Raw genomic sequence first — 22,082 nt, forward strand, 5'->3', positions numbered from 1 at the left:
GGACGCATGCCGCAGCATTCGCAAAATCCGGAGTCCACCGACCCGGACATCGCCACCCAGGCCGCCGTCCGGGAGCCGGAAGAGGACGCCACGCAGGCCGCGGTCCGGGAAGAACCGGACGAGGGTCCGGCCACCCAGGCGGCGCCGACGTCCCGGCCGTCCGGCGCGTCCGGCACCGGCCGCTCGACGCGCTCACCGCGCACCCGGTCCGGGGAGCGCCTGCGTCTCGGCGGCGGTCTCGTCGAGGTTCCCGTCGTGAAGACACTCGACCCGGCATCCGCCGTGATGACCGACCCGAAAGTCCCCGAGAGCAAGCGCTTCTGCTGGAAGTGCAACAAGCCGGTGGGCCGCACCGGCGCCACGTCCGAGGGCTCCGAGTTCGGTCTGTGCCCCCAGTGCGGAGCCACGTACGACTTCCGGCCGCTTCTCGGTCCGAACGAGCTGATCGGCGGCCAGTACGAGGTGCAGGGCTGCATCGCGCACGGCGGCCTCGGCTGGATCTATCTGGCCATCGATCGCAACGTCAGTGACCGCTGGGTGGTTCTCAAGGGCCTGTTGCACTTCGGCGACGCCGAGGCTCAGGCCGTCGCGGTGGCCGAACGCCAGTTCCTCGCCGAGGTGGCCCACCCGAGCATCGTGAAGATCTTCAACTTCGTGGAGCATCCCCGGTCGAACGGGACCCCGATGGGGTACATCGTGATGGAGTATGTGGGCGGTCACTCGCTTCGGGACGTCCTGTCGACGCACGCGAAGCCCGAACGCATGCCGGTCGAGCAGGCCATCGCCTACGTGCTCGAAATCCTTCCCGCACTGGCGTATCTGCACTCCACCGGTTTGGTGTACAACGACCTCAAACCCGACAACGTGATGGTTACCGAGGATGCCCTCAAGCTGATCGACCTCGGTGCCGTCGCGGGCATCGAGGACTACGGCTACCTGTACGGCACACCCGGGTATCAGGCGCCGGAGATCGTCACGACCGGCCCGACCGTGGCGTCCGACATCTACACGGTGGGGCGCACCCTCGCCGTCCTGACGCTCGACATGCCGTCCGACAAGGGCCGGTACCTCGACGGGATCCCGTCCCCCGAGCAGGCGCCGCTCCTCGCGGAATACGAGTTCTTCCACCGACTCCTGTTGCGCGCCACCGACCCCGACCCGAGCCGGCGTTTCGCGTCGGCCGAGGAGATGGCGGGTCAGCTCACGGCGGTGCTGCGAGAGGTGCTCGCGCAGCAGACCGGCGAGGAGCATCCCGGACTGTCGACCGTGTTCAGCAAGCAGAGAACGACGTTCGGCACGAACGAGGCCGTCGAGCAGACCGACGTGTACGTCGACGGCGTCGAACGGGACGAGAATCTCGATCCGCAGTCCGTGGCGCAGGCGTTGGCGGTGCCCCTGATCGACCCGACCGATCCCAATGCCCCACTCCTGGCCGCCGCGGTGCACAGCGAACCGCAGCAGACACTGGAGTCCATTCGGCACGCGCGCGAGAACGGTATCGAACGAGTCGTCGGCGACCTCGACGTGTCGTTCTCCCGGGAACTCACGCTCGCCGAGATCAAGGCGCACCTCGATCTCGGTGACGCCGCCACCGCCACCGAGCTCCTACGCGACGTGGAGGGAGAGATGGGTGGGAACTGGCGCGTCGACTGGTATGCCGGACTCTCGACGCTCATCGACGGCGACTACGAGACGGCGTTCTCCCGTTTCGAATCCGTACTGCAGGCGATGCCCGGGGAGACGGCTCCCAAACTTGCGCTGGCCGCCACCGCCGAACTGATTCTGCAGCACTGGGAGAGCTCCGACTCCCACCAGTGGCGAACGTTCGCCGAGAAGTACTACCGGACGGTGTGGCGGACCGACCACAGCATGGTGAGTGCGGCGTTCGGGCTGGCGCGGCAACTCACCGAACGCGGCGATCTGCCCGGTGCCATCGCCGCCCTCGATCAGGTTCCCCCGACGTCCCGGCACTTCACCATGGCCCGGATGACGAGCGTGCTGATGCTGTTGTCCGGCAAACCGATCGAGGAACTCGACGAATCGGCTCTCCGGGAGGCCGCACTCCGTGTCGCCGCGCTCGCACCCGAGGAGAGCCGGGCACTGCAGATGCGCACGCTCGTCCTGGGTACCGCATTGGACTGGATGCGTGCCGGTCACACGTCGGCGACGGAACTCGAGCAGATCCTCGGTGTGCCGTTCACCGAACGGGGCCTACGCAAGGGCGCCGAGGCCGGCCTGCGGGCGCTGGCCCGCAACGCCCCCGAGCGCACTCACCGGTACACGCTGGTGGATCTGGCCAACACCATCCGGCCCAAGAGCCTGCTGTAACGCTCAGGCCCCGATCAGCTCCACCGCCGCACAGGCGATCGCGAATTCCTCGTTGGTGGGCACGACCAGCACCTGAACGTCGGACTCGTCCACCGAGATACGGCGTGCGTCCCGGGAACTCGCGCGGTTGCGGTCGTCGTCGACGACGATGCCGAGGCGTCCCAGCCCGGCCAGGCTGTCGCGGCGGACGTCGACGTTGTTCTCGCCGACTCCCCCGGTGAACGTGATGACGTCGACGCCGCCGAGTTCCACCAGGTAGGCGCCGATGTACTTGCGGAGTCGGTGCACGTACACGTCGTAGGCCAGCGCCGCAGCCTGATCGCCCTCGCCGACCAGCGTCAGGAGCGCCCGGAAGTCGTTGACCCCCGACAAGCCCTCGAGGCCGGAATGCCGGTTCAGGAGGTCGTCGATCTGATCGACACCCATCCCGCTGCGGTGCAGGTGCAGGATGACGCCGGGATCGACGTCCCCGGACCGCGTGCCCATGACGAGTCCCTCGAGCGGGGTCAGCCCCATGCTGGTGTCGACGGCGAGTCCCCCGCGGATCGCGGACGCCGAGGCACCGTTCCCCAGGTGCAGGACGATCTGGTTCAGCTCGGACAGGTCCCTGCCGAGGAACTCGGCCGTGCGCGCCGACACGTACTGGTGCGACGTGCCGTGGAAGCCGTACCGCCGGATGGAGTGCTCCTTCGCGACCTGCCGGTCGATCGCATACGTCGACGCCTCCGCGGGCAGGGTATGGAAGAACGCGGTGTCGAACACCGCGACGTGCGGGATGTCCGGCAGCTCCTCCCGCGCCACCTCGATCCCGATCACGTTCGCCGGATTGTGCAGCGGTGCAAGGGTCGAAAGGTCCGAGATGGACTGCACCACTGCGTCGTCGATGATCGTGGGTTCGAAGAATACGTCGCCGCCGTGGACGATGCGATGGCCGACCGCGACGATCCCCGCCTCCCTCAGAGGTCGACCCACCTCGGCAACGATGTCCGACAACATCTTCAGTCCGGCGCGGTGGTCGGCGATGTGAACGTGGCGCTCCGCCAATCCGGTGCGGTGGTGATAGACGATGCGCCCCTCGGGTTCCCCGATCCTCTCGATGAGACCGGACGCCGAGGACTTACCGGTGTCCGGGTGGATCAGCTGGAACTTGATCGACGACGAACCGGAATTGACTACCAGTACGGACCCCTCGGTCACTGCTCTGCTCCTTGCGCCTGGATCGCGGTGATGGCCACGGTGTTCACGATGTCCTCGACCAGCGCCCCTCGCGAGAGGTCGTTGACCGGTTTGTTGAGGCCCTGCAACACCGGCCCGACGGCGATGGCGCCGGCGCTGCGCTGCACGGCCTTGTACGTGTTGTTCCCGGTGTTGAGGTCGGGGAAGATGAAGACCGTCGCCTTCCCAGCCACCGCCGAATCGGGCATCTTCTTGTCGGCCACGCTCTGCTCGATGGCAGCGTCGTACTGAATGGGGCCTTCCACCAACAGGTCCGGGCGACGCTCGCGGACGAGTTTCGTCGCAGAGCGCACCTTGTCGACGTCCGCGCCGCTGCCGGAGTCGCCGGTCGAGTACGACAGCATCGCGATACGCGGATCGATACCGAACTGGGACGCCGTCTGCGCCGACGAGATCGCGATGTCGGCCAGCTGTTCGGCCGTGGGGTCGGGCACCACCGCGCAGTCCCCGTACGCGAGCACCCGATCGGACAGACACATCAGGAACACACTCGACACCGTGGACACTCCCGGTTGTGTCTTGATGATCTCGAACGACGGCCGGATGGTGTGCGCCGTGGTGTGCGCGGCACCGGAGACCATACCGTCCGCGATTCCCAAGTGCACCATCATGGTTCCGAAGTACGAGATGTCGGTCATCACCTCGCGGGCACGGTCCACGGTCATGCCCTTGTGGGCGCGGAGCCGCGCGTACTCCTCGGCGAACGGACCGGCGTGTTCGGACGTCCGGGGGTCGAGCACCTGCGCGTCACCGAGGTCCACGCCGAGTTCCGCCGCGCGGCGACGCACCTGCACCTCGTCGCCGAGAATCGTCAGCTCCGCCACCTGCCGTTGCAGCAGTCTCCCCGCCGCTCGGAGGATGCGGTCGTCGTCGCCTTCCGGGAGCACGATGTGCTTGTGGTCGCGGCGGGCGCGGTCGATCAGCTGGTATTCGAACATCTGCGGAGTCACCACCGACGGGATCGGCAGCTTCAACCGCTCCAGCAGTGTGGGTGCGTCCACCCGGAGTTCCATGACACTCAGGGCGGTGTCGATCTTGCGCTGCGAACCGACCGCCACCCGGCCACGGGTCTGCGCTGCCGCGCTGGCCGTGTCGAACGTGCCCAGTCCGGTGGTGAGGATCGGCAACCGCGGCTTGAGGCCGGCCATCAACTTCGCGATTGCCGGGTGCGGCATCAGCCCGCCGTTCATGATGATGCCCGCCAGCGACGGGAAACCTTCGGCCTCATGCGCATTCACCATCGCCAGCAGCACGTCGGAACGGTCGGCCGGGGCGATCACCACCGTGCCCTCCGTCAACCGTTCGAGGATGTGCTCGGCCGTCATTCCACCCACCATCACCCGCAGCGCCTCCCGGTGGAGGAGCTCCGGGTCGCCGCTGAACAGGCTGCCGTCGATCGACTCGAGGAGTTCGGCCATGGTCGGTGCGACCAGCAAGGGGATCTCGGGCAGGCTCCACGCGGGTACACCAGTGACTGCCAACGCGTCGGTGACCGCATCGAGCTGGTCGGGGTCGCACCGATTGGCGACCACGGCCAGCAGGTGCGCGTGGTGAGCGGTCAGTTCACCGATGGCGAGCTGCGCGAGTTGGGCGATCTCCTCGGGGGTGCGCCGTGCTCCCCTCACGGCGAGCAACACCGGGGCGCCGAGGTTCACGGCGATCCTGGCGTTGTAGCCGAGCTCGCTGGGGCTGGCCACGTCGGTGTAGTCGCTGCCGATCACCACGACGGCATCGCACTGCGCCGCCACCTGGTGATACCGGGAGACGATCTCGCTGAGCGCGCCGTCGGGATCGGCGTGGACCTGCTCGTACGTGACCCCCAGGGACTCCTCGTACCCGATGTCGGCCGTGGTGTGTTCGAGGAGCAACTCGAGGATGTAGTCGGTTTCCTGCGTCGATCGGGCGATGGGACGGAAGACGCCCACCCTCGCCGCGGACGCGCACAGCATCTGCAGGACACCCAGCGCGATGGTGGACTTGCCGGTATCCCCCTCCGGTGAGGCGATGTAGACGCTCGACGGCTGGAGACGTGCGGGCGGATTCACGGGTGAGGGTGTCGCTGGCGCAGCCATGGCCATAGCGTATCCGGCCACCGGTTCTGGGCGATTGACACCGCACCCGCCCGGCGGTCAGATGACGTATGGCCGAATCACCCTTCCCCGACGTCCGATGGGGCAGCGAGAACAGCTTCCTCCGCGAACCCGCAGCCAAATTTGCCGCCACCCGACCCGGATCGTGGGTGATCCGGAAACTCGCCGGAGTCGACCGCCGGCTCCTCCAGAAGACCAGGGGGCGCTTCACGATCCTCGGTCCGATCGCCGCTCCGGTCGTGCTGCTGACCACGACGGGTCGCAAGTCTGGCGCACCACGGACGAGCCCGCTCCTCTACTACCGTGAGGGTGAGCAGATCTTCGTCGTGGGCAGCAACTTCGGGCAGGATCACCACCCGGCGTGGTCGGGGAACCTTCTCGCCCAGCCGAACGCGAAGGTCACGATCGGCGGGAAGGACATCCCCGTCACCGCGACTCTCCTCGCCGAACCGGAGCGAACACGGATCTATCGCGAATTCGACGAGATGGTGCGCGTCTACGGCGTCTACGAGCACCGAACGAACCGCACGATGCGGGTGTTCGCTCTCACCGCCTCGTGAGCCGAGCGCCGTGCCGGGGCCGGAAGCGGCGGTGCCGCCGACCGGGAGTGGTGCCCGGTCGGGGTGCCGACGTCGGTGAGGTGGGTGCGGCAGGGGTTATGGACTGCGCGGGCGGACCATCCATCGCCCTCCTTCGCATAGTTGCAGGCCTCGCACAGTCCGGACCCATTGTCCGCCGACGTGGCACCGGATTCTCGGCGGGAGCGGATGTGGTCGTGATGCCGGATCGGCGCATCGCACCACGGCGTACGACACGTCCGATCCCGCAGGTCGATCAGCTGTCGCAGACTCTTCGCGAACGTGCGCGACTGTGATTCCACCGCCGTCAACACCCCCGACTGCGGGCACGAATACACCCGCCGCAACGACGTCTCGGTGTCACGATCGACGGCGTCGGCAACGAGCTGCCGGGCGAAGCCGATGCCCCTGAAAAGCACATGCAGCGCAGGGCAGTACGGCGCTATACAGGAGATCGCGCACGCCCGCCTGCGCCGAGGAATGGAGAAGTAGTTGCCCACGAATGCCGCACCGGATCCGATGACCCTGCATCCCGTTTCAGGTCAGCCTCGGGTGGTCCTGCTGAAACCTCTGATCGAGAATCCACTGATCGAGGTCGGGGAGTACAGCTACTACGATGATCCCGAGTTCGCGGACGAGTTCGAAACGCGCAATGTCCTGCACCATTACGGGCCGGACCGGCTGATCATCGGCAAGTTCTGCGCGTTCGCGACCGGGACGACGTTCATCATGAACGGCGCAAATCATCGGATGAGCGGAGTCTCGACGTTCCCGTTTCCGATCATGGGCGGGTCGTGGGCCCGGCACGCCGATCTGCTCGCGGATCTACCGTCGCGGGGCGACACCGTCGTCGGCAACGATGTGTGGATCGGAGGCAACGCGACGATCATGCCTGGCGTCCGCATCGGGCACGGCGCGATCGTGTCGACCGGTTCGGTGGTGACGCGGGACGTGCCGGACTATGCGGTCGTGGGCGGGAATCCGGCCGTCCACATCAAGGACCGCTATTCGGAATCCGAGATCGCCGCACTGATGCGGATCGCGTGGTGGGACTGGCCGATTTCCGTCGTCACCGAACATGTGCGAACCATCGCCGGAGGCACTGTCGAGCAACTTCAGGATGTCGCCGACAGACTCGGCTGAATCAGCCGCGCGCCGCCTGCGGTGCTTCGGCGTCGAGGTCGAGTTCGCCGTCGTCGGCGAACACGAGGCGTCCGTCGTCGAGAGCGACGGCCCAGCGGTGCACGGGCGCCCAATCACGTCCGAGGAGTCCCTCCGACTGGGACAGGTCCGCGAAATCCTCGATCACGACACCGGGCGCGGGAGCGTCGGAGTCGCGGCGGACCCGAACGCGAGCGCCGACGACGACGTCGGGGCTGTGGGGCTGGGCGGCACTCTTCTGATCAGACATGGGTTCATTCCGCTTTCTGCAGGTGATGCCGGGGCAAGGGATCATCCGGGCCCTCTGCCGAGAACTCACTACAGACGATTGGCAAATTTTGAGCAAGCCTTGGGTCGCAGTTGTGGGGATCATCACCGAGGCCTTGACGCCCGAAGAACTACCCGGAAGTTGTCCACTATTTGTACACAACAGCCATTGACGTCAAGGGGCTTTTTCGACATCATTAGGTGTGACTGCTGGTAACATTGACATGGAGGATTTCATGGCACGCTCGACGCTCGCTCTCCGCAATCCGAAGATCACGGATCGCCAGGACACCGGCGCCCGGCTTCTCCGGTCCTCCGCACGCATGTCGTACGACCCGACCGTCGAGGTGGACTGGGACGCGCCGGTCCCCGACGACCTGTACGGCCTCACCCCAGAGTGGTCCTCGCTGTACGGAACGCCGATGTGGGACGAGATGACGTTCGAACAGCAGATCACGCTGACGAAGCACGAGGTGTCCTCGATCATGGGCACCGGAATCTGGTTCGAGATGATCCTTCAGCAGATGGTCATCCGGGACATGTACGCCAAGGACGCATCGCAGGCCCACTTCCAGTTCGCGCTGACCGAGGTGGCCGACGAGTGCAGGCACTCGGTGATGTTCGCTCGCACCGCAGAGAAGTTCGGCTGCCCCTCCTACGTTCCGCGCAAGTCGGTGGTCACACTGGGCCGCGGGTTCAAGGCGCTCGCCTCGGGCGAGGTCGCGTACGCCGGCATTCTTGTCGCCGAAGAGATCCTCGACGTCATGCAGCGCGACTGGATGAAGGACACACGCGTCCAGCCGATCGTCCGCGTCACCAGCAAGATTCACGTGGTCGAAGAAGCCCGGCACATGCGCTTCGCCCGGGAGGAGACCCTGCGACGGGCCCAGGGCATGAGCAAGGCGCACCGTGCTGCGAGCCGCGCCTGCATCGCTATCGCGTCCAATCTGATCGTCTCCAGCATGATCAATCCCGCCGTCTACGCGGCAGCAGGACTGGACACCGAACGCGCGCTCCGCGAGGCGAAAAACAACCGATTCCGGGCCGAGAAGATTCGCGAGAGTTCGCAGCCGCTCATGCGGTTCCTGGACGACGCCGATCTGCTGGGCGGTCCTTCCCGGCACCTCTACAAGCGCGTGAACATGCTCTGAGGCGCTCCGCACCCGTGCGCCTTTCTGGTAGCACCCACTACCAAAAAGGGGCTCTACTGCTGTGATCGTGGGTGGTAGCTGGGCATCGTAGGGGCGCACGCCGTTGTCCCAGTAGCGTTCTGGCTTGTCTAGGGTCAGTCGGCTACATGTGTGGGAGAACGGCGTGCGCGAAGCCAGGATATGGCGTCAGGTGTTGGGTGTCGAAAAGACGGTGATCGAGCACGTTGATTTCGATGCCACGGCCGTGGCGGTGATCGTCGCGGTCCGGCCGCAGGCCCGGGCCCGGTCCCGGTGCGGGCTGTGCGGTCGCCGTAGCCCCGGCTACGACGGCGGCACCGGGCGGCGGCGATGGCGCGGCCCGGACTGCGGCCTGGTCCGCACCTTTATCGAGGCCGACGCCCCACGGGTGTCCTGCCGCGAACACGGGGTCACGGTGGCCGCTGTGCCCTGGGCCCGGCACCGCGCCGGGCACACCCACGCGTTCGACCAGACGGTGGCGTGGCTGGCCACGCACACCTCGAAGGCCGCGACCTGCGAGGTGACGCGCACCGCCTGGCGCACGGTCGGGGCGATCGTGGACCGGGTGTGGGCCGACACCGCACCCGCCCGGGACCCGCTGGCCGGGCTGCGTCGGATCGGGATCGACGAGATCTCCTACAAGAAGGGCCACAAGTATCTGACGGTCGTCGTCGACCACGACTCCGGCCGGCTGGTGTGGGCCGCCCCCGGCCGCGACGCGGCCACCCTGTCCGGGTTCTTCGACCGGCTCGGGCCCGAACGCTGCGCGAAAATCACCCACGTCACCTCGGACGCGGCCGGGTGGATCGGATCGGTGGTGGCCCGGTACTGCCCGGATGCGATCCGCTGCGCGGACCCGTTCCACGTGGTCGCCTGGGCCACCGAAGCCCTCGACGCGGTCCGCCGGGCCGCGTGGAACCGCCCGGGCCACCGAGAACGCCTCCCGCGGCGGCGGCTGGAAACCACGCCGCCGCCCGAAGGCCGGACCAGCTCAAACGGTGAAACGCAGCCGGTGGGCGTTGCTGAAGAACCCGGACACCCTCACCACCGGGCAGCAGGCGACGCTACGGTGGATCGAACTGCACGACCCGGTGCTGCACCGCGCCTACCTACTCAAGGAAACCTTGCGGTTGATCTTCCAACTCCCGGCCGAGAACGCCGCCACCGAACTCGATCGATGGATCGGCTGGGCGAGACGGTCCCGGATCCCGGCCTTTGTCGCGTTGCAGAAAAGCATCCGCGCCCACAAACCCGCCATCCTCGCCGCCATCGAACACGGCCTGTCCAACGGGCGCATCGAATCGGTCAACACCAAAATCCGCCTCATCACCCGACGCGGATTCGGGTTCCACACCCCCGAGGCCGTCATCGCACTCGCGATGCTCAGCCTCGGGGGCGCTCGACCACAACTACCCGGCCGAACCCACCCACGAATGAGTCAGTAGAGCCCAAAAAGGCGCACGGGCGGCGAAGCCGCCTATCCCCGCAACCGCGGCGTCAGATCCCGCTCGAAGAGTTCCAGGAACCGCTTCTGATCGTGGCCGGGAGCGTGGAACACCAGGTGGTTCAATCCCGCATCGAGATACGGGCGGATCTGCGCCACCGCCTCATCCGGATCCGACGCCACGATCCACCGCTTCGCCACCTGCTCGATCGGCAACGCATCCGCCGCCTTCTCCATCTCGATCGGATCGTCGATGCTGTGCTTCTGCTCCGGAGTCAACGACAACGGCGCCCAGAACCGCGTGTTCTCCAGCGCCAACTCCGGATCCGTGTCGTACGAAATCTTGATCTCGATCATCTTGTCGATCTCCGCCACATCACGGTCGGCCTTCTCCGCCCCCTCCGCGACGGCAGGCATCAACTTCTCCGTGTACAGCTCCATGCCTTTACCGGACGTGCAGATGAACCCGTCACCGCTACGACCGGCGTACCGGGCCACCACCGGACCACCGGCGGCGATGTACACCGGAATCCCACCCTCGGGCACGTCGTAGATCGACGCCCCCTTCGTGGTGAAGTACTCCCCCTCGAAGTCGACACGGTCGCCGAGCCACAGCTCACGCATCAACCGGACCGCCTCCCGCAGCCGCGCGAACCGCTCCTTGAACTCCGGCCACTGACCCGCGAAGCCTGTCGCGATCTCGTTGAGCGCCTCCCCGGTGCCCACCCCGAGCATGATCCGCCCCGGATACAGACACCCCATCGTCGCGAACGCCTGCGCCACCACCGCCGGGTTGTACCGGAACGTCGGCGTCATCACCGACGTCCCCAACTGCAACCGCTCCGTCCGCTCCCCCACCGCCGTCATCCACGCCAACGAGAACGGCGCATGACCACCCTCGTGCCGCCACGGCTGGAAATGATCCGACACCGTCGCCGAATCCATGCCATGCTGCTCCGCCAGAACACCCAGCTCCACCAACTCCCGCGGACCGAACTGCTCCGCGGACGCCTTGTAACCGAGCTTGAGTTCGTGGGCCACCGTGTACTCCTTCGTCTTCGCGTCCGGTTCGCGAGATGCAAACCTCTTCTGCAGGTTAGAGCGCGGCCACCAGGCTGGCGAGCGCCGCTCCCAGTGCCACCACCGTCAGTGTCACCGCGAACAGCCACAACTCGTGGGGCGGTGGCATCGGTGCTCCGTCGCGCAGGGCCTTCTCGACCTGCGACCACCGCCGCATGCCGACGAGGGCCGCGGCCGCGGCGAGACCGATCAGGATCAGGCCGAGGGTCGTCCGCACCCATCCCGTGCTGAATTCGGGGACCAGGTGGATCATCGCGATGCCACCGGCCAGGAGTGCGAGCGAACTCCGCATCCAGGCGAGGAACGTCCGCTCGCTTGCGAGGGTGAAACGTTCGTCGGGCCGGTCGTTGTCGGTCACCGAATCATCTTTACACCGGTTCGCTGGAACCGCACCAAGCAGGTACCCCGCAGTCCTAGATTGGAAGGGCAGGCCACAGCCAGGGGGCGTCCATGCGACCGTTCGAAGCTCTGCGATCCGCGATCTCTCTTCGTGTACTGGCGGTGATGCTGCTGGTCGTATCCGTGTGGGCGGTGCTCGGCCCGCAGGCGGCGGCCGAGCCCCGCATCACCAGGGTGGACGTGTATTCGGAGTCGATGGGCCGGTGGGTGGCCAACGACGTCATCTCTCCCGCATCGGGTGCGCCGGTGCCCACCTTCTACCTGCTCACCGGAATCGGCGGCGGGTCGGACGGGATCTCCTGGTTCAACAACACCGGTGTGCGGGACTTCTTCGCCGACAAGCACGTCAACGTGGTAATGCCGATCGGCGGCCAGTACAGCATGTACACCGACTGGGATGCCGACGACCCGGTTCTCGGCCGGAACAAGTGGCAGACGTACCTGACGACCGAACTCCCCGCCGCCATCGACAGCCGCTTCGCGACCACGGGGGCGAACGCCATCGGCGGGGTGTCGATGGCAGGCGGCGCGGTACTCGACCTCGCCATTCAGGCTCCGGGTTTCTATCGTGCCGTCGGCTCGTACAGCGGGTGTGCCGCGACGAGCGGACTGCTGGGCCAGGCGATGGTGCGGTCGATGGTGGAACTGCGGGGCGGCGGCAATGCGGCCAACATGTGGGGCTCCGCCATGGATCCGCGGTGGCGGGTACACGACCCGATGCTGAATGCCGAACGACTGCGCGGCACAGAATTGTTCGTCTCGAGCGGCAACGGGCTTCCCGGCAGCATCGACAACCACGACCCCGTGCTGGTGGTGCCCCAGACGATCGGCGGCAGCGTGGTCGAGATGGTGACCAACGTGTGCGCGACCGCGTTCCAGTCGCGGCTGCACTCGCTGGGGATTTCCGCCACGTTCGCCTATCTGTCGCAGGGCACGCATTCGTGGGGGCTGTTCGAGACCGAGTTACGGGAGTCCTGGCCCGTCATCGGCAGTGCGATCGGGGCGTGACCCCAGGGAGCGCTCGAGGATCGGTCCGATCACCGCGAGGGCTTCCGGTGTGGTCATCCGCAGGTGGTCGCACTCCACCTTGTGTTCGACGATCACCCCGGTGATCGCGGGTTGCCAGACGCTCGGCGACGGCCGTTCGCCTTCCTCCCCGTCGGCGGACTGCGCGGCGCTGAAGAACACCAGGTCGCCGTCGAACACCCGCGGCCGGTATCCGGTGGAGATCTGCTTCGAGTTCTCCAGGCCGGTGCTGATGCGACCGAGGAGGGTCGACGCGAACGCGGGGTCGCGGCCGAAGGATCGTCCGAGCATCTCGACCAGTTGCTCGCGGTACGACGTGCCGGTGTCGCCCTCGCCCTCGAACTCGACACCCAGCCCGTGCAGCCACTCCTCGGCGTTCACCTCGAGGTCACCGAAGTTTTCGCCCTCCGCGACGTAGCTGTCCATCATCGCGAGTGTGCCGACCTCGGCGCCGGACTCACGGAGTTCGACGGCGACGGCCTGGGCGATGACACCGCCGAGGGACCAGCCCAGCAGGTGGTAGGGCCCCTGCGGTTGCACCGCGCGCATCTCGACGACGTACCGGTGGGCGAGCTGTGCCATCGACTCGAACGTCGTTCCGCCGCTGAGGATCGGCAGCTGCAGCCCGTACACCGGACGGTCGGGTGAGACGTACTTCATCAGTCCGGCGTATCCCAATGCGAGTCCGCCCGCCGGGTGCACGCAGAACAGCGCGGGTTGCGCACCGGACGCCCGGAACGGAACGACGACGTTCAGCACGTCGTCGGCGGGCATGCCTCCGAGGGCCGACGGGTCGACGATGCGGCGAGCCAGGCCCTCCGGGGTGGGGTTGCGGAAGATCCACTGCAGGACGACGTCGGTGCCGAGCCGGTCTCGGAGCGCGGACGCCACCCGGGTCGCGACGAGCGAGTTCCCGCCCAGTTCGAAGAAGTCGTCGTCGGCTCCGACGCGTTCGATGCCGAGGACGTCGGCGAAGACCTCCGCCACCGCCTCCTCGACCGGGGTGGCGGGTGCCCGGAATTCTCTGGGCGCGAGCACCGGTGCGGGTAGCGCTCGCCGGTCGAGCTTGCCGGTGCGGCCGACGGGCAGCCGCTCGAGCACCACCAGCTGGGCGGGCACCATGTACGGGGCGAGGTGGGATCCGGCGTACCGGAGTACCTCGGCGGTGTCGATGCTCGCCCCGGCTTCGGCGGTCACGTATCCCACCAGCCGGTCGCCGGTGCCGCTGTGCACGGTGACCGCCGCGCGGCCGACGCCGTCGCAGCGGGCCAGCACCGATTCGATTTCACCGAGTTCCACCCGCTGGCCCCGGATCTTCACCTGGAAGTCGTTGCGTCCCACGTACTCCAGTCTGCCGACCTCGCTCCACCGCACGAGGTCGCCGGTCCGGTACATGCGGGAGCCGGGTTCGCCGAACGGGTTCGCCACGAAGGACGCGGCCGTCAGCGCCGACCGCCGGTGGTAGCCGCGCGCGAGCCCCGGCCCCGCGACGTACAGTTCCCCGATCACCCCCACCGGAACGGGCTGCAACCACGTGTTCACCACGATCACATCGACGCCCCGCCCCGGGCCTCCCACGTTCACCGGTTCGTCCGGCGACAGCACCTCGCTGATCGTGGTCTGCACCGTCGCCTCGGTGGGTCCGTATCCGTTGAAGACGAATCGTCCCGGGGTCCAGCGGTCGGCCAGTTCGGGTGGGAACCGCTCGCCCGCGACGGCGAGAATCCGCAGGGACGGAACGTCCTCGGGGCGGAGGGTGTCCAGGATCGTGGGTGTGAAGAATGCGTGCGAGACGTGTTCGCTCGCGAGGAGTTCGGCCAGTTCCCGCCCCCCGAGGACCGTCGGTGGCACGACGACCAGTGTCGCGCCGACGGCGAACGCCATCAGCAGTTCGAACAACGACGCGTCGAAGCTCGGCGACGCCAGATGCGACACCCGCGCACCGTGCATGGATGCGAACCGTTCCCGTTCCTCGACTGCGAGATTCGCGAGTCCGCCGTGCGTGAGCACGACCCCCTTCGGTGTTCCCGTCGACCCCGACGTATAGAGCAGGAACGCGGCGTGGTCGACTCTCAGCGGACGCGGACGGTCGGCGTCGGTCACCGGGTCGCTGGAGTACCCGTTCGCCACCTCGGGATCGTCGAGCAGCAGCCACGGCACCCCGCCGGGCAACCGGTCACGGTGCGCCGTCACCGTCAACCCGAGCACCGCGCCCGAATCCTCGAGCATGCCGCCGGTGCGCGCGGGCGGCAGGGCGGGATCGACCGGCACGTACGCCGCCCCCGATTTCGCGACCGCCCACACCGACAGCACCCATTCGAGCGATCGCGGCACGCCGATCGCGACGAAGGCGTCCGGTCCGGCACCCCGACGGATCAGCGCCCTGGCCAGTCGGTTCGACCGCTCGTCGAGTTCCCGGTACGACACGGTGACGCCTTCGCACGACACTGCGGTCGCCCCCGGTGCGAGCGCAGCGCCCGCGGTGAGGACGTCCGGGAGCGTGCGTTCCGCGGCTGCGGGAAAGCCGCGCATGGGCACGAGTTCGTCCCGTTCGAGGGCGTCGAGGATCTCGAGGTCGCCGACCCTGATCGACGGGTCGGTGACGGCGGTGTCGAGCATCCGGACGAACCGGTCGGCCAGGCCGGCGACGGTTTCGGCGTCGAAAAGGTCCGTGGCGTAGGTGAAACCGGCCGTGATGCCGGCCGGTGTTCCGTCGTCCGTGTACTCCTCGGACAACGTCAGCTGCAGGTCGAACCTGGCGATCGTCGCACCGAGGTCGATGCCCTCGACCTCGACGCCGGGCAGCGAAAGGTCGGGGCGCTCGACATTCTGGAACTCGAGCAGCACCTGGAACAGCGGTGAGTGTGCCGTCGAGCGGGGCGGATCGAGCGCTTCCACGACCTTCTCGAACGGCACCTCCGCGTGGGCGTACGCACCGAGATCGACGTCGCGCACCTGCTCGAGCAGTTCGGAGAACCGGCTCGCGTCGGAGACGACGGTCCGAAGCACCACGGTGTTGACGAACATCCCGACCACGTCGTCGAGGGCGGCCTCGCCGCGGCCGGCGACCGGGGTGCCGACGGCGATGTCCTCGGTACCGGACATCCGCGCGAGGAAGGCGGCCAGGGCGGCGTGCGCGACCATGAACACGGTCGACTGGTGCGTGGACGCCGTCGCCAGCAGCCGGCGGTGCAGAACGGCGTCGATCTCGAATCCGACCCTGCTCCCGTCGGGTGTGCGTTGCATCGACCGCGGGCGGTCGGCGGGCAGGTCCAGGGCGGCGGGGAGGCCGGCCAGCGTGGTGCGCCAGTAGTCCAGTTGCTGCGACACCATCGACTGCGGATCGTCCTCCGATCCGAGGAGCTGACGCTGCCAGAGCGTGAAGTCGGCGTACTGGACCGTGGTCGGGTGCCACTCCGGGGTGTATCCGGCCGCCCGCGCGGTGTACGCCACCATCATGTCGCGGGCGAGCGGAACCATCGACACTCCGTCCGCAACGATGTGGTGGACCACGACCAGCAGCACGCGATCGGTGCCGGAGATCTCGAACACGGCGGCCCGCAACGGGATCTGCGCAGTGACGTCGAATCCCTCCGAGAGCGCCGCCGACAGCCGTTCCCTCAACTCCTCGTCGCTCGGCACCGGTGTGACGGGCAGGTCCGGCACCGAATCAGCAGCCGAGAGGATCACCTGCACCGGTTCTTCGCCGGACATCGGGAATCGGGTGCGGAGCGATTCGTGGCGCTCCACCACATCGGATACCGCGGCCCGCAGTGCGTCGAGGTCGAGTGCGCCGGTGAGCCGGAACGCCATCGCGATGTTGTAGGCGGGCGAAGAGGTGTCGAACTGGTTGAGGAACCACATGCGGGTCTGGGCCAGCGACAGGGGAATGCGCTCGGGGCGCGGCGACGCCCGCAACTCCGGCCGGCGCGTCAGCACACCCGCTTTCGCCGTGCGCTCCGCGAACCCCGCCACTGTCGGTGCCTCGAACAGGGCGTGCACGCCGACGTCGACGCCGAGAGCGGCGTCGACCCGTGCGACGACCCGGGTGGCCGACAGCGAGTCTCCACCCAACCGGAAGAAGTCGTCGTCGGCACCGACGCGGTCGACACCGAGGACGTCGCCGTACACCTCGGCGACAACGGACTCGAACGGGGTTGCCGGAGCGCGGAATCGACGCGCCGGAGCTTCCGGTGCGGGGAGTGCGGCACGATCCAACTTCCCACTCGCCGTCACCGGCAACTCCCCCAACACCACCACCACCGACGGCACCACACCCCCCGGCAACACCGACCCCGCAAACTCCACCACCACACCCGGATCCACCCGCACCCCCACCTCCGGCACCACATACCCCACCAACCCACCACCCTCACCCACCACCACCGCAGCAGCCACCACCCCCGGACACCGCACCAACACCGACTCCACCTCCCCCAACTCCACCCGCTGACCCCGCACCTTCACCTGAAAATCAGCACGCCCCACAAACACCAACGACCCCAACCCATCCCACCGCACCAAATCCCCCGTCCGATACAACCGCGACCCCACCACCCCGAACGGATTCGCCACAAAGACCCCGCCGTCAACCCCGCCCGCCCCAAATACCCCCGCGCCAACCCCGCACCCCCACATACAACTCCCCACCACACCCACCGGCACCGGCCGCAACCACCCATCCAGCACCACCACCTCCACACCCACCGCCGGACCCCCCACCGTCACCACACCCCCCGCCACCAACGCACCACTGACCGTCGCCTGCACCGTCACCTCCGTCGGCCCATACGCATCGAACAACTCCCGCCCCGGCGCCCACCGCGCCACCAACTCCGGCCCCAACACCTCCCCCGCCACCACCAACACCCGCACCGACCCCAACGACCCCGACTCCACCGTCGCCAACACCGACGGCGTCACAAAACAATGCGTCACCCCCTCCACCGCCAACCACTCCCCCAACGCCGCACCCCCGAACACCCCCGGCGGCGCCACCACCAACCGCGCCCCCACCGAAAACGCCATCAACCACTCGTACACCGACGCATCAAAACTCGGCGACGCCACATGCGACACCCGACACCCCGACCACAAACCAAACCGAACCCGCACCTCCTCAACCAAATTCGCCAACCCCCCATGCGTCACCACCACCCCCTTCGGACGCCCCGACGACCCCGACGTATACATCACATACGCCGCATCCCCCACCACCAACCCCCGCACCCGATCCCCATCCGACACCCCCACCCCCGACACCCCCACCACCACACCCGGATCATCAACCCGCAACCACTCCACCACCGACGGCAACACCACCCCCGACACCGACAACCCCACCACCGCACCCGAATCCACCAACAACTCCCGCACCCGCACCTCCGGCAACCCCGGATCCACCGGCACAAACGCCGCCCCCGACTTCACCACCGCCCACACCGCCACCACCAACTCCACCGACCGCGACACCCCCACCCCCACCACCACACCCGGACCCACACCCCGCCCGATCAACACCCGCGCCCACCGATTCGACCACTCATCCAACTCCCCATACGACAACTCCACACCCCCACACGACACCGCCACACCACCCCCACCCAACCCCACACCCCCCGCCAAAATCTCCGGCAACAACCGCACCCCCACACCAGCCCTACCCCGCACCGGCACCAACAACCCCCGCTCCACCACACCCAACACACCCACACGAGCCAACGGCCTATCCGGATCGGAGGCCATCACCTCGAGCACTCGGGTGACCCGGCCGGCCATCGCGTCGACGGTGGCCCGGTCGACGAGGTCGGGTCGGTAGTGAAACGTCATGCGCAGCTGCGTGTCCACCGAGAAGGCGACGCTCAGCGGATAGTGCGTGGCGTCGACGCCGCTCACGTCGACCACCCGGATGCCGGCGAGGTCGGTGTCTTCGGTCAGGCCTCCCCGGTCGATCGGGTACGACTCGAAGACGGTTGCCGTGTCGAACCCGATGTCGGGGCCGGCTGCTCGCTGGATGTCGGCGAGACCGAGGTGGTGGTGGTCGAGGAGGGCTGCCTGTTCCGCTTGTGTCCGGTCGAGCAGCCGGCCGAGCGTTTCCCGGGGGTTCAGCGTGATGCGTGTGGGCACGGTGTTGACGAACAACCCGATCATCGATTCGACACCGGACAGGTGCGGCGACCGTCCGGACACGGTGCTCCCGAACGTCACGTCGTGGCGGGACGTCGCTGCGCCGAGCACGATGCCCCACGCCACCTGCGTCACTGTGTTCAGTGTCGTGTTCCGGGTACGCGCGAGGGTGGTGAGGTCGGCGGTCAGTTCCTCGGACACGGTGAACCGAGCACTCTCGGGAGGAGCCGACAGCGGCCGTCCCCGTGCGTCGGGAAGGAGCAGCGTCGGACCGTCGACGCCGGCGAGCGCGGTCGCCCACGCCACTCGCGAGTCCGCAGGGTCCCGGCGATGCAGCCACGACAGGAAGTCTCGGTAGGGCCGGGGTCGCGGCAACGCCGAAACATCGTCGTCTCCGGCCACATAGAGGGCGAGCAACTCGCGGATCGCCAACGGCATCGACCATCCGTCGAGGAGGGTGTGATGATTGGTCCACACGAGCCGGGATTCGTGGCTGCCGGTCGTCACGAGCACGAACCGCACCAGTGGTGCCCGGGACGTGTCGAACGGCGTGGCCCGGTCGGCGATCAGGACCCGGTCCAGTTCGGCGGACCGCGCGGCCTCGGGCAGATCCGTGAGGTCGATCTCACGGAACGGGAGGTCGACGTCCGCGGGTACCACCTGGACGAATGTTCCGTCTCGGGCGGGAACGAACGCCACCCGCAGGTTCGCGTGCCGATCCAGCAATGCGGTGGCGGCCCGGCGCATCCGGGCCGGGTCGACGGCACCCTTCAGGTGCAGTGCCACCTGGACGGTGTACGCGTCGATCGACGGTTTCGCGAGCAGGGCGTGGAACAGCAACCCGGCCTGCAGGGGTGCGGGCGGCCACACGTCGGTGAGCGCGCCGAAGCGCTCCTCCCATGTGTCGAGGTCGCCCTGGGTCACGTCGACGAGGGGAACGTCCGACGGTGTGAGTCCCCCTGCGTCCCCACTGCGCGCGTGGGACACCAACGCGGACACACACTCCCGCCACCGTGCTGCCAGCCGCTCCACGTCGGCGTGCGCGAGCAGAGTGTCCGGGAAACCGAACCCGACCCGGAGTCGTCCGCCGATCACGATCGCGTTGACCTCGACGGCGGCGGACGCCGGCATGTCGGGGTCCGGCACGTACCGCAGGTCGCCGAACCCGTCGGCGGGACTCCAGCCGACCGCGGTGTCACCGTCCGCCGAATCCGGAACCTGACCGAGATAGTTGAAACTGATCTGCCCCGGTTCCGTTCCCGGCAGGCTGCCCGCGGTGTCCGGGTTCAGGTAGCGGAGCAGTCCGTAACCGATGCCCATGTCGGGGACTTCCCGGAGCTGTTCTTTCACGCGCTTCACGGCGCTGCCGATGTGATGGCCGCCGACGAGTGCGTTGTCGATGTCGATGCCGCGGAGATCGACGCGCACGGGGAAGACCGTCGTGAACCAGCCGACCGTGCGGGACAGGTCGGCACCGGGCACCACCTGCTGCTCCCGGCCGTGCCCTTCCAGCCGGATCAGCATCGACGTTCCCGGGATCCCCCGCTCTGCTCGCCACCTCGACGCCGCCACCACCAGCGCCGTCAGCAGGACGTCGAGGACACCCCCGTGATACAGCTCCGGAAGGCGTGTGAGCAGAACTGACGTGTCGTCACGGGAGGTTTCGACACTCACGTCCTGCAACGCGGTCGCGAAATCCAAGCCCGGATCGAGGGGGCGTTCGGTGATCAGCGGGTCGGGTCCGGCGACGACGTTCTGCCACCACCCCAGCTCGGCGGCCCTGTCGCTGCGGACGGCTTCTTCGGCCAGCGCGTGCGCCCACCGGCGCATCGACGTCGCCGGTTCCGGGAGGGCCGGTACGCTCCCGGAACTGATCTGATACCAGGCAGCTGCGAAGTCGGGCAGCAGAATCCGCCACGACACCCCGTCGACCGCGAGGTGGTGTGCCACCACGATCAATCGCCCGGTCCGTGCCGGGTGCCCGGCGGCGGACTCCGGGTCGAGCCAGACGAACTGGACGACCACCCCGTCGGACGGGCGCAATCGCTCCACGGCCGCTTGGTGCTCGGCCGCGATCAGGTCTGCCAGCGTGCCGGGATCGGACCCCGGGTCGACGACGATGCGGCGGACCAGTGAGTCGGTGTCGATCTCGGTCGCGGCACGCGTCTCCATCTGCCACTGCCCGTTTGCGTCCTGGTGGAGCCGTGACCGCAGCATGTCGTGTCGCGCGAGCACCGCGGTGACGGTCGCGAGGAGCCGGCCCGAGTCGATGCCGCCCGGGAGGTCGAGCAGCACGCTCTGGCTGAACCGCTCGAAGTGCCCACCGCGCTCGATCAGGTACCGGACCACCGGGGTCGGCGGAAACGTGCCGATGCCGCCGCCCGCGAGTTCGGCGAGCGCAACTGTGGTCTCACCGTCCGCGATCTCCGATTCCGCCGCGAGCGCGGCCACGGTCCGGTGCTCGAACACCTGCTGCGGCGTGAACACGAATCCGCGAGCCTTGGCACGGGACACGAGCCGGATCGACAGGATGCTGTCGCCGCCCAGCGCAAAGAACGACTCGTCCAGCCCGACCTGGTCGAGCCCGAGCACTTCGGCGAACACCGACGCCAGTGTGTGTTCCGCCGCTGTTCGCGGCGCGCGCTGGGGTCCGCGCGCCACGACGGGTGCGGGGAGTGCGGCACGATCCAACTTCCCACTCGCCGTCACCGGCAACTCCCCCAACACCACCACCACCGACGGCACCACACCCCCCGGCAACACCGACCCCGCAAACTCCACCACCACACCCGGATCCACCCGCACCCCCACCTCCGGCACCACATACCCCACCAACCCACCACCCTCACCCACCACCACCGCAGCAGCCACCACCCCCGGACACCGCACCAACACCGACTCCACCTCCCCCAACTCCACCCGCTGACCCCGCACCTTCACCTGAAAATCAGCACGCCCCACAAACACCAACGACCCCAACCCATCCCACCGCACCAAATCCCCCGTCCGATACAACCGCGACCCCACCACCCCGAACGGATTCGCCACAAACGACCCCGCCGTCAACCCCGCCCGCCCCAAATACCCCCGCGCCAACCCCGCACCCCCCACATACAACTCCCCCACCACACCCACCGGCACCGGCCGCAACCACCCATCCAGCACCACCACCTCCACA

11 protein-coding genes and 2 pseudogenes are annotated in these 22,082 nt (G+C 67.9%); 6 read left to right on the forward strand and 7 right to left on the reverse strand.

The features are described 5' to 3' along the window. The first annotated feature begins 6 nt into the window (after positions 1-6). Entirely contained in the window at positions 7-2,328 is a 2,322-nt protein-coding gene (locus FND50_RS29160) for a serine/threonine-protein kinase (RefSeq protein WP_144287986.1), read from the forward strand. Positions 2,329-2,331: 3 nt separating this feature from the next. Here the strand turns inward: FND50_RS29160 and FND50_RS29165 are convergent, their stop codons facing one another. Continuing rightward, entirely contained in the window at positions 2,332-3,525 is a 1,194-nt protein-coding gene (locus FND50_RS29165; RefSeq protein ID WP_144287987.1) for an acetate kinase, read from the reverse strand. Beyond that, positions 3,522-5,642 (reverse strand): phosphate acetyltransferase, encoded by a 2,121-nt coding sequence (gene pta / locus FND50_RS29170; protein ID WP_144287988.1) that lies wholly within the window; start codon positions 5,640-5,642, stop codon positions 3,522-3,524. Before pta ends, FND50_RS29165 begins: the two co-directional genes overlap by 4 nt. A gap of 62 nt (positions 5,643-5,704) precedes the next feature. Here pta and FND50_RS29175 point away from each other — a divergent pair, with 62 nt between their 5' ends. Next, positions 5,705-6,214 (forward strand): nitroreductase/quinone reductase family protein, encoded by a 510-nt coding sequence (locus FND50_RS29175; protein ID WP_005264839.1) that lies wholly within the window; start codon positions 5,705-5,707, stop codon positions 6,212-6,214. Here the strand turns inward: FND50_RS29175 and FND50_RS37195 are convergent. Then, positions 6,160-6,633: pseudogene (locus tag FND50_RS37195) on the reverse strand (HNH endonuclease); the annotation flags it as partial. The gene FND50_RS29175 and the pseudogene FND50_RS37195 overlap by 55 nt on opposite strands. A 118-nt stretch (positions 6,634-6,751) precedes the next feature. Between FND50_RS37195 and FND50_RS29185 the strand changes: the two are divergent. Next, entirely contained in the window at positions 6,752-7,375 is a 624-nt protein-coding gene (locus tag FND50_RS29185) for a CatB-related O-acetyltransferase (RefSeq protein ID WP_186301355.1), read from the forward strand. 1 nt (position 7,376) lies between these two features. On the opposite strand, the gene FND50_RS29190 is transcribed toward FND50_RS29185, so the two are convergent. Beyond that, on the reverse strand, positions 7,377-7,643 hold the full coding sequence (locus tag FND50_RS29190) for a hypothetical protein (RefSeq protein ID WP_005264836.1): 267 nt from the start codon (positions 7,641-7,643) through the stop codon (positions 7,377-7,379). A gap of 253 nt (positions 7,644-7,896) precedes the next feature. On the opposite strand from FND50_RS29190, the gene FND50_RS29195 reads away from it, so the two are divergent. Together FND50_RS29195 and FND50_RS29200 are read left to right on the forward strand one after the other, a co-directional pair. Then, complete coding sequence (locus FND50_RS29195) at positions 7,897-8,811, forward strand: diiron oxygenase (RefSeq protein ID WP_144287990.1); 915 nt, start codon at positions 7,897-7,899, stop codon at positions 8,809-8,811. 163 nt (positions 8,812-8,974) lie between these two features. Further along, positions 8,975-10,274, forward strand: a pseudogene (locus FND50_RS29200) (ISL3 family transposase). Between the two features lie 32 nt (positions 10,275-10,306). Here the strand turns inward: FND50_RS29200 and fgd are convergent. Continuing rightward, positions 10,307-11,314, reverse strand: a complete 1,008-nt coding sequence (gene fgd / locus FND50_RS29205) for a glucose-6-phosphate dehydrogenase (coenzyme-F420) (protein WP_144287991.1) — start codon at positions 11,312-11,314, stop codon at positions 10,307-10,309. Positions 11,315-11,369: 55 nt separating this feature from the next. Continuing rightward, positions 11,370-11,711, reverse strand: a complete 342-nt coding sequence (locus tag FND50_RS29210; RefSeq protein ID WP_005264833.1) for a YidH family protein — start codon at positions 11,709-11,711, stop codon at positions 11,370-11,372. Positions 11,712-11,803: 92 nt separating this feature from the next. Here FND50_RS29210 and FND50_RS29215 point away from each other — a divergent pair, with 92 nt between their 5' ends. Continuing rightward, on the forward strand, positions 11,804-12,760 hold the full coding sequence (locus FND50_RS29215; RefSeq protein ID WP_144287992.1) for an alpha/beta hydrolase family protein: 957 nt from the start codon (positions 11,804-11,806) through the stop codon (positions 12,758-12,760). Here the strand turns inward: FND50_RS29215 and FND50_RS29220 are convergent. Further along, the gene (locus FND50_RS29220; RefSeq protein WP_260850753.1) at positions 12,716-22,075 is read right to left on the reverse strand and encodes an amino acid adenylation domain-containing protein; all 9,360 of its coding nucleotides are present in this window, start codon (positions 22,073-22,075) and stop codon (positions 12,716-12,718) included. The genes FND50_RS29215 and FND50_RS29220 overlap by 45 nt on opposite strands. Positions 22,076-22,082: the final 7 nt, after the last annotated feature.

The organism is Rhodococcus sp. WB9 (assembly GCF_007558985.1).
GTDB lineage: Bacteria > Actinomycetota > Actinomycetes > Mycobacteriales > Mycobacteriaceae > Rhodococcus_F > Rhodococcus_F opacus.

Bases quoted from the DNA above. Each gene is read 5' to 3' on its own strand.
- FND50_RS29195 (WP_144287990.1), top strand. From the start codon at position 7,897: ATGGCACGCTCGACGCTCGCTCTCCGCAATCCGAAGATCACGGATCGC.
- pta (WP_144287988.1), bottom strand. From the start codon at position 5,642: ATGGCCATGGCTGCGCCAGCGACACCCTCACCCGTGAATCCGCCCGCA.
- FND50_RS29215 (WP_144287992.1), top strand. From the start codon at position 11,804: ATGCGACCGTTCGAAGCTCTGCGATCCGCGATCTCTCTTCGTGTACTG.
- FND50_RS29185 (WP_186301355.1), top strand. From the start codon at position 6,752: ATGACCCTGCATCCCGTTTCAGGTCAGCCTCGGGTGGTCCTGCTGAAA.
- FND50_RS29160 (WP_144287986.1), top strand. From the start codon at position 7: ATGCCGCAGCATTCGCAAAATCCGGAGTCCACCGACCCGGACATCGCC.
- FND50_RS29175 (WP_005264839.1), top strand. From the start codon at position 5,705: ATGGCCGAATCACCCTTCCCCGACGTCCGATGGGGCAGCGAGAACAGC.
- FND50_RS29190 (WP_005264836.1), bottom strand. From the start codon at position 7,643: ATGTCTGATCAGAAGAGTGCCGCCCAGCCCCACAGCCCCGACGTCGTC.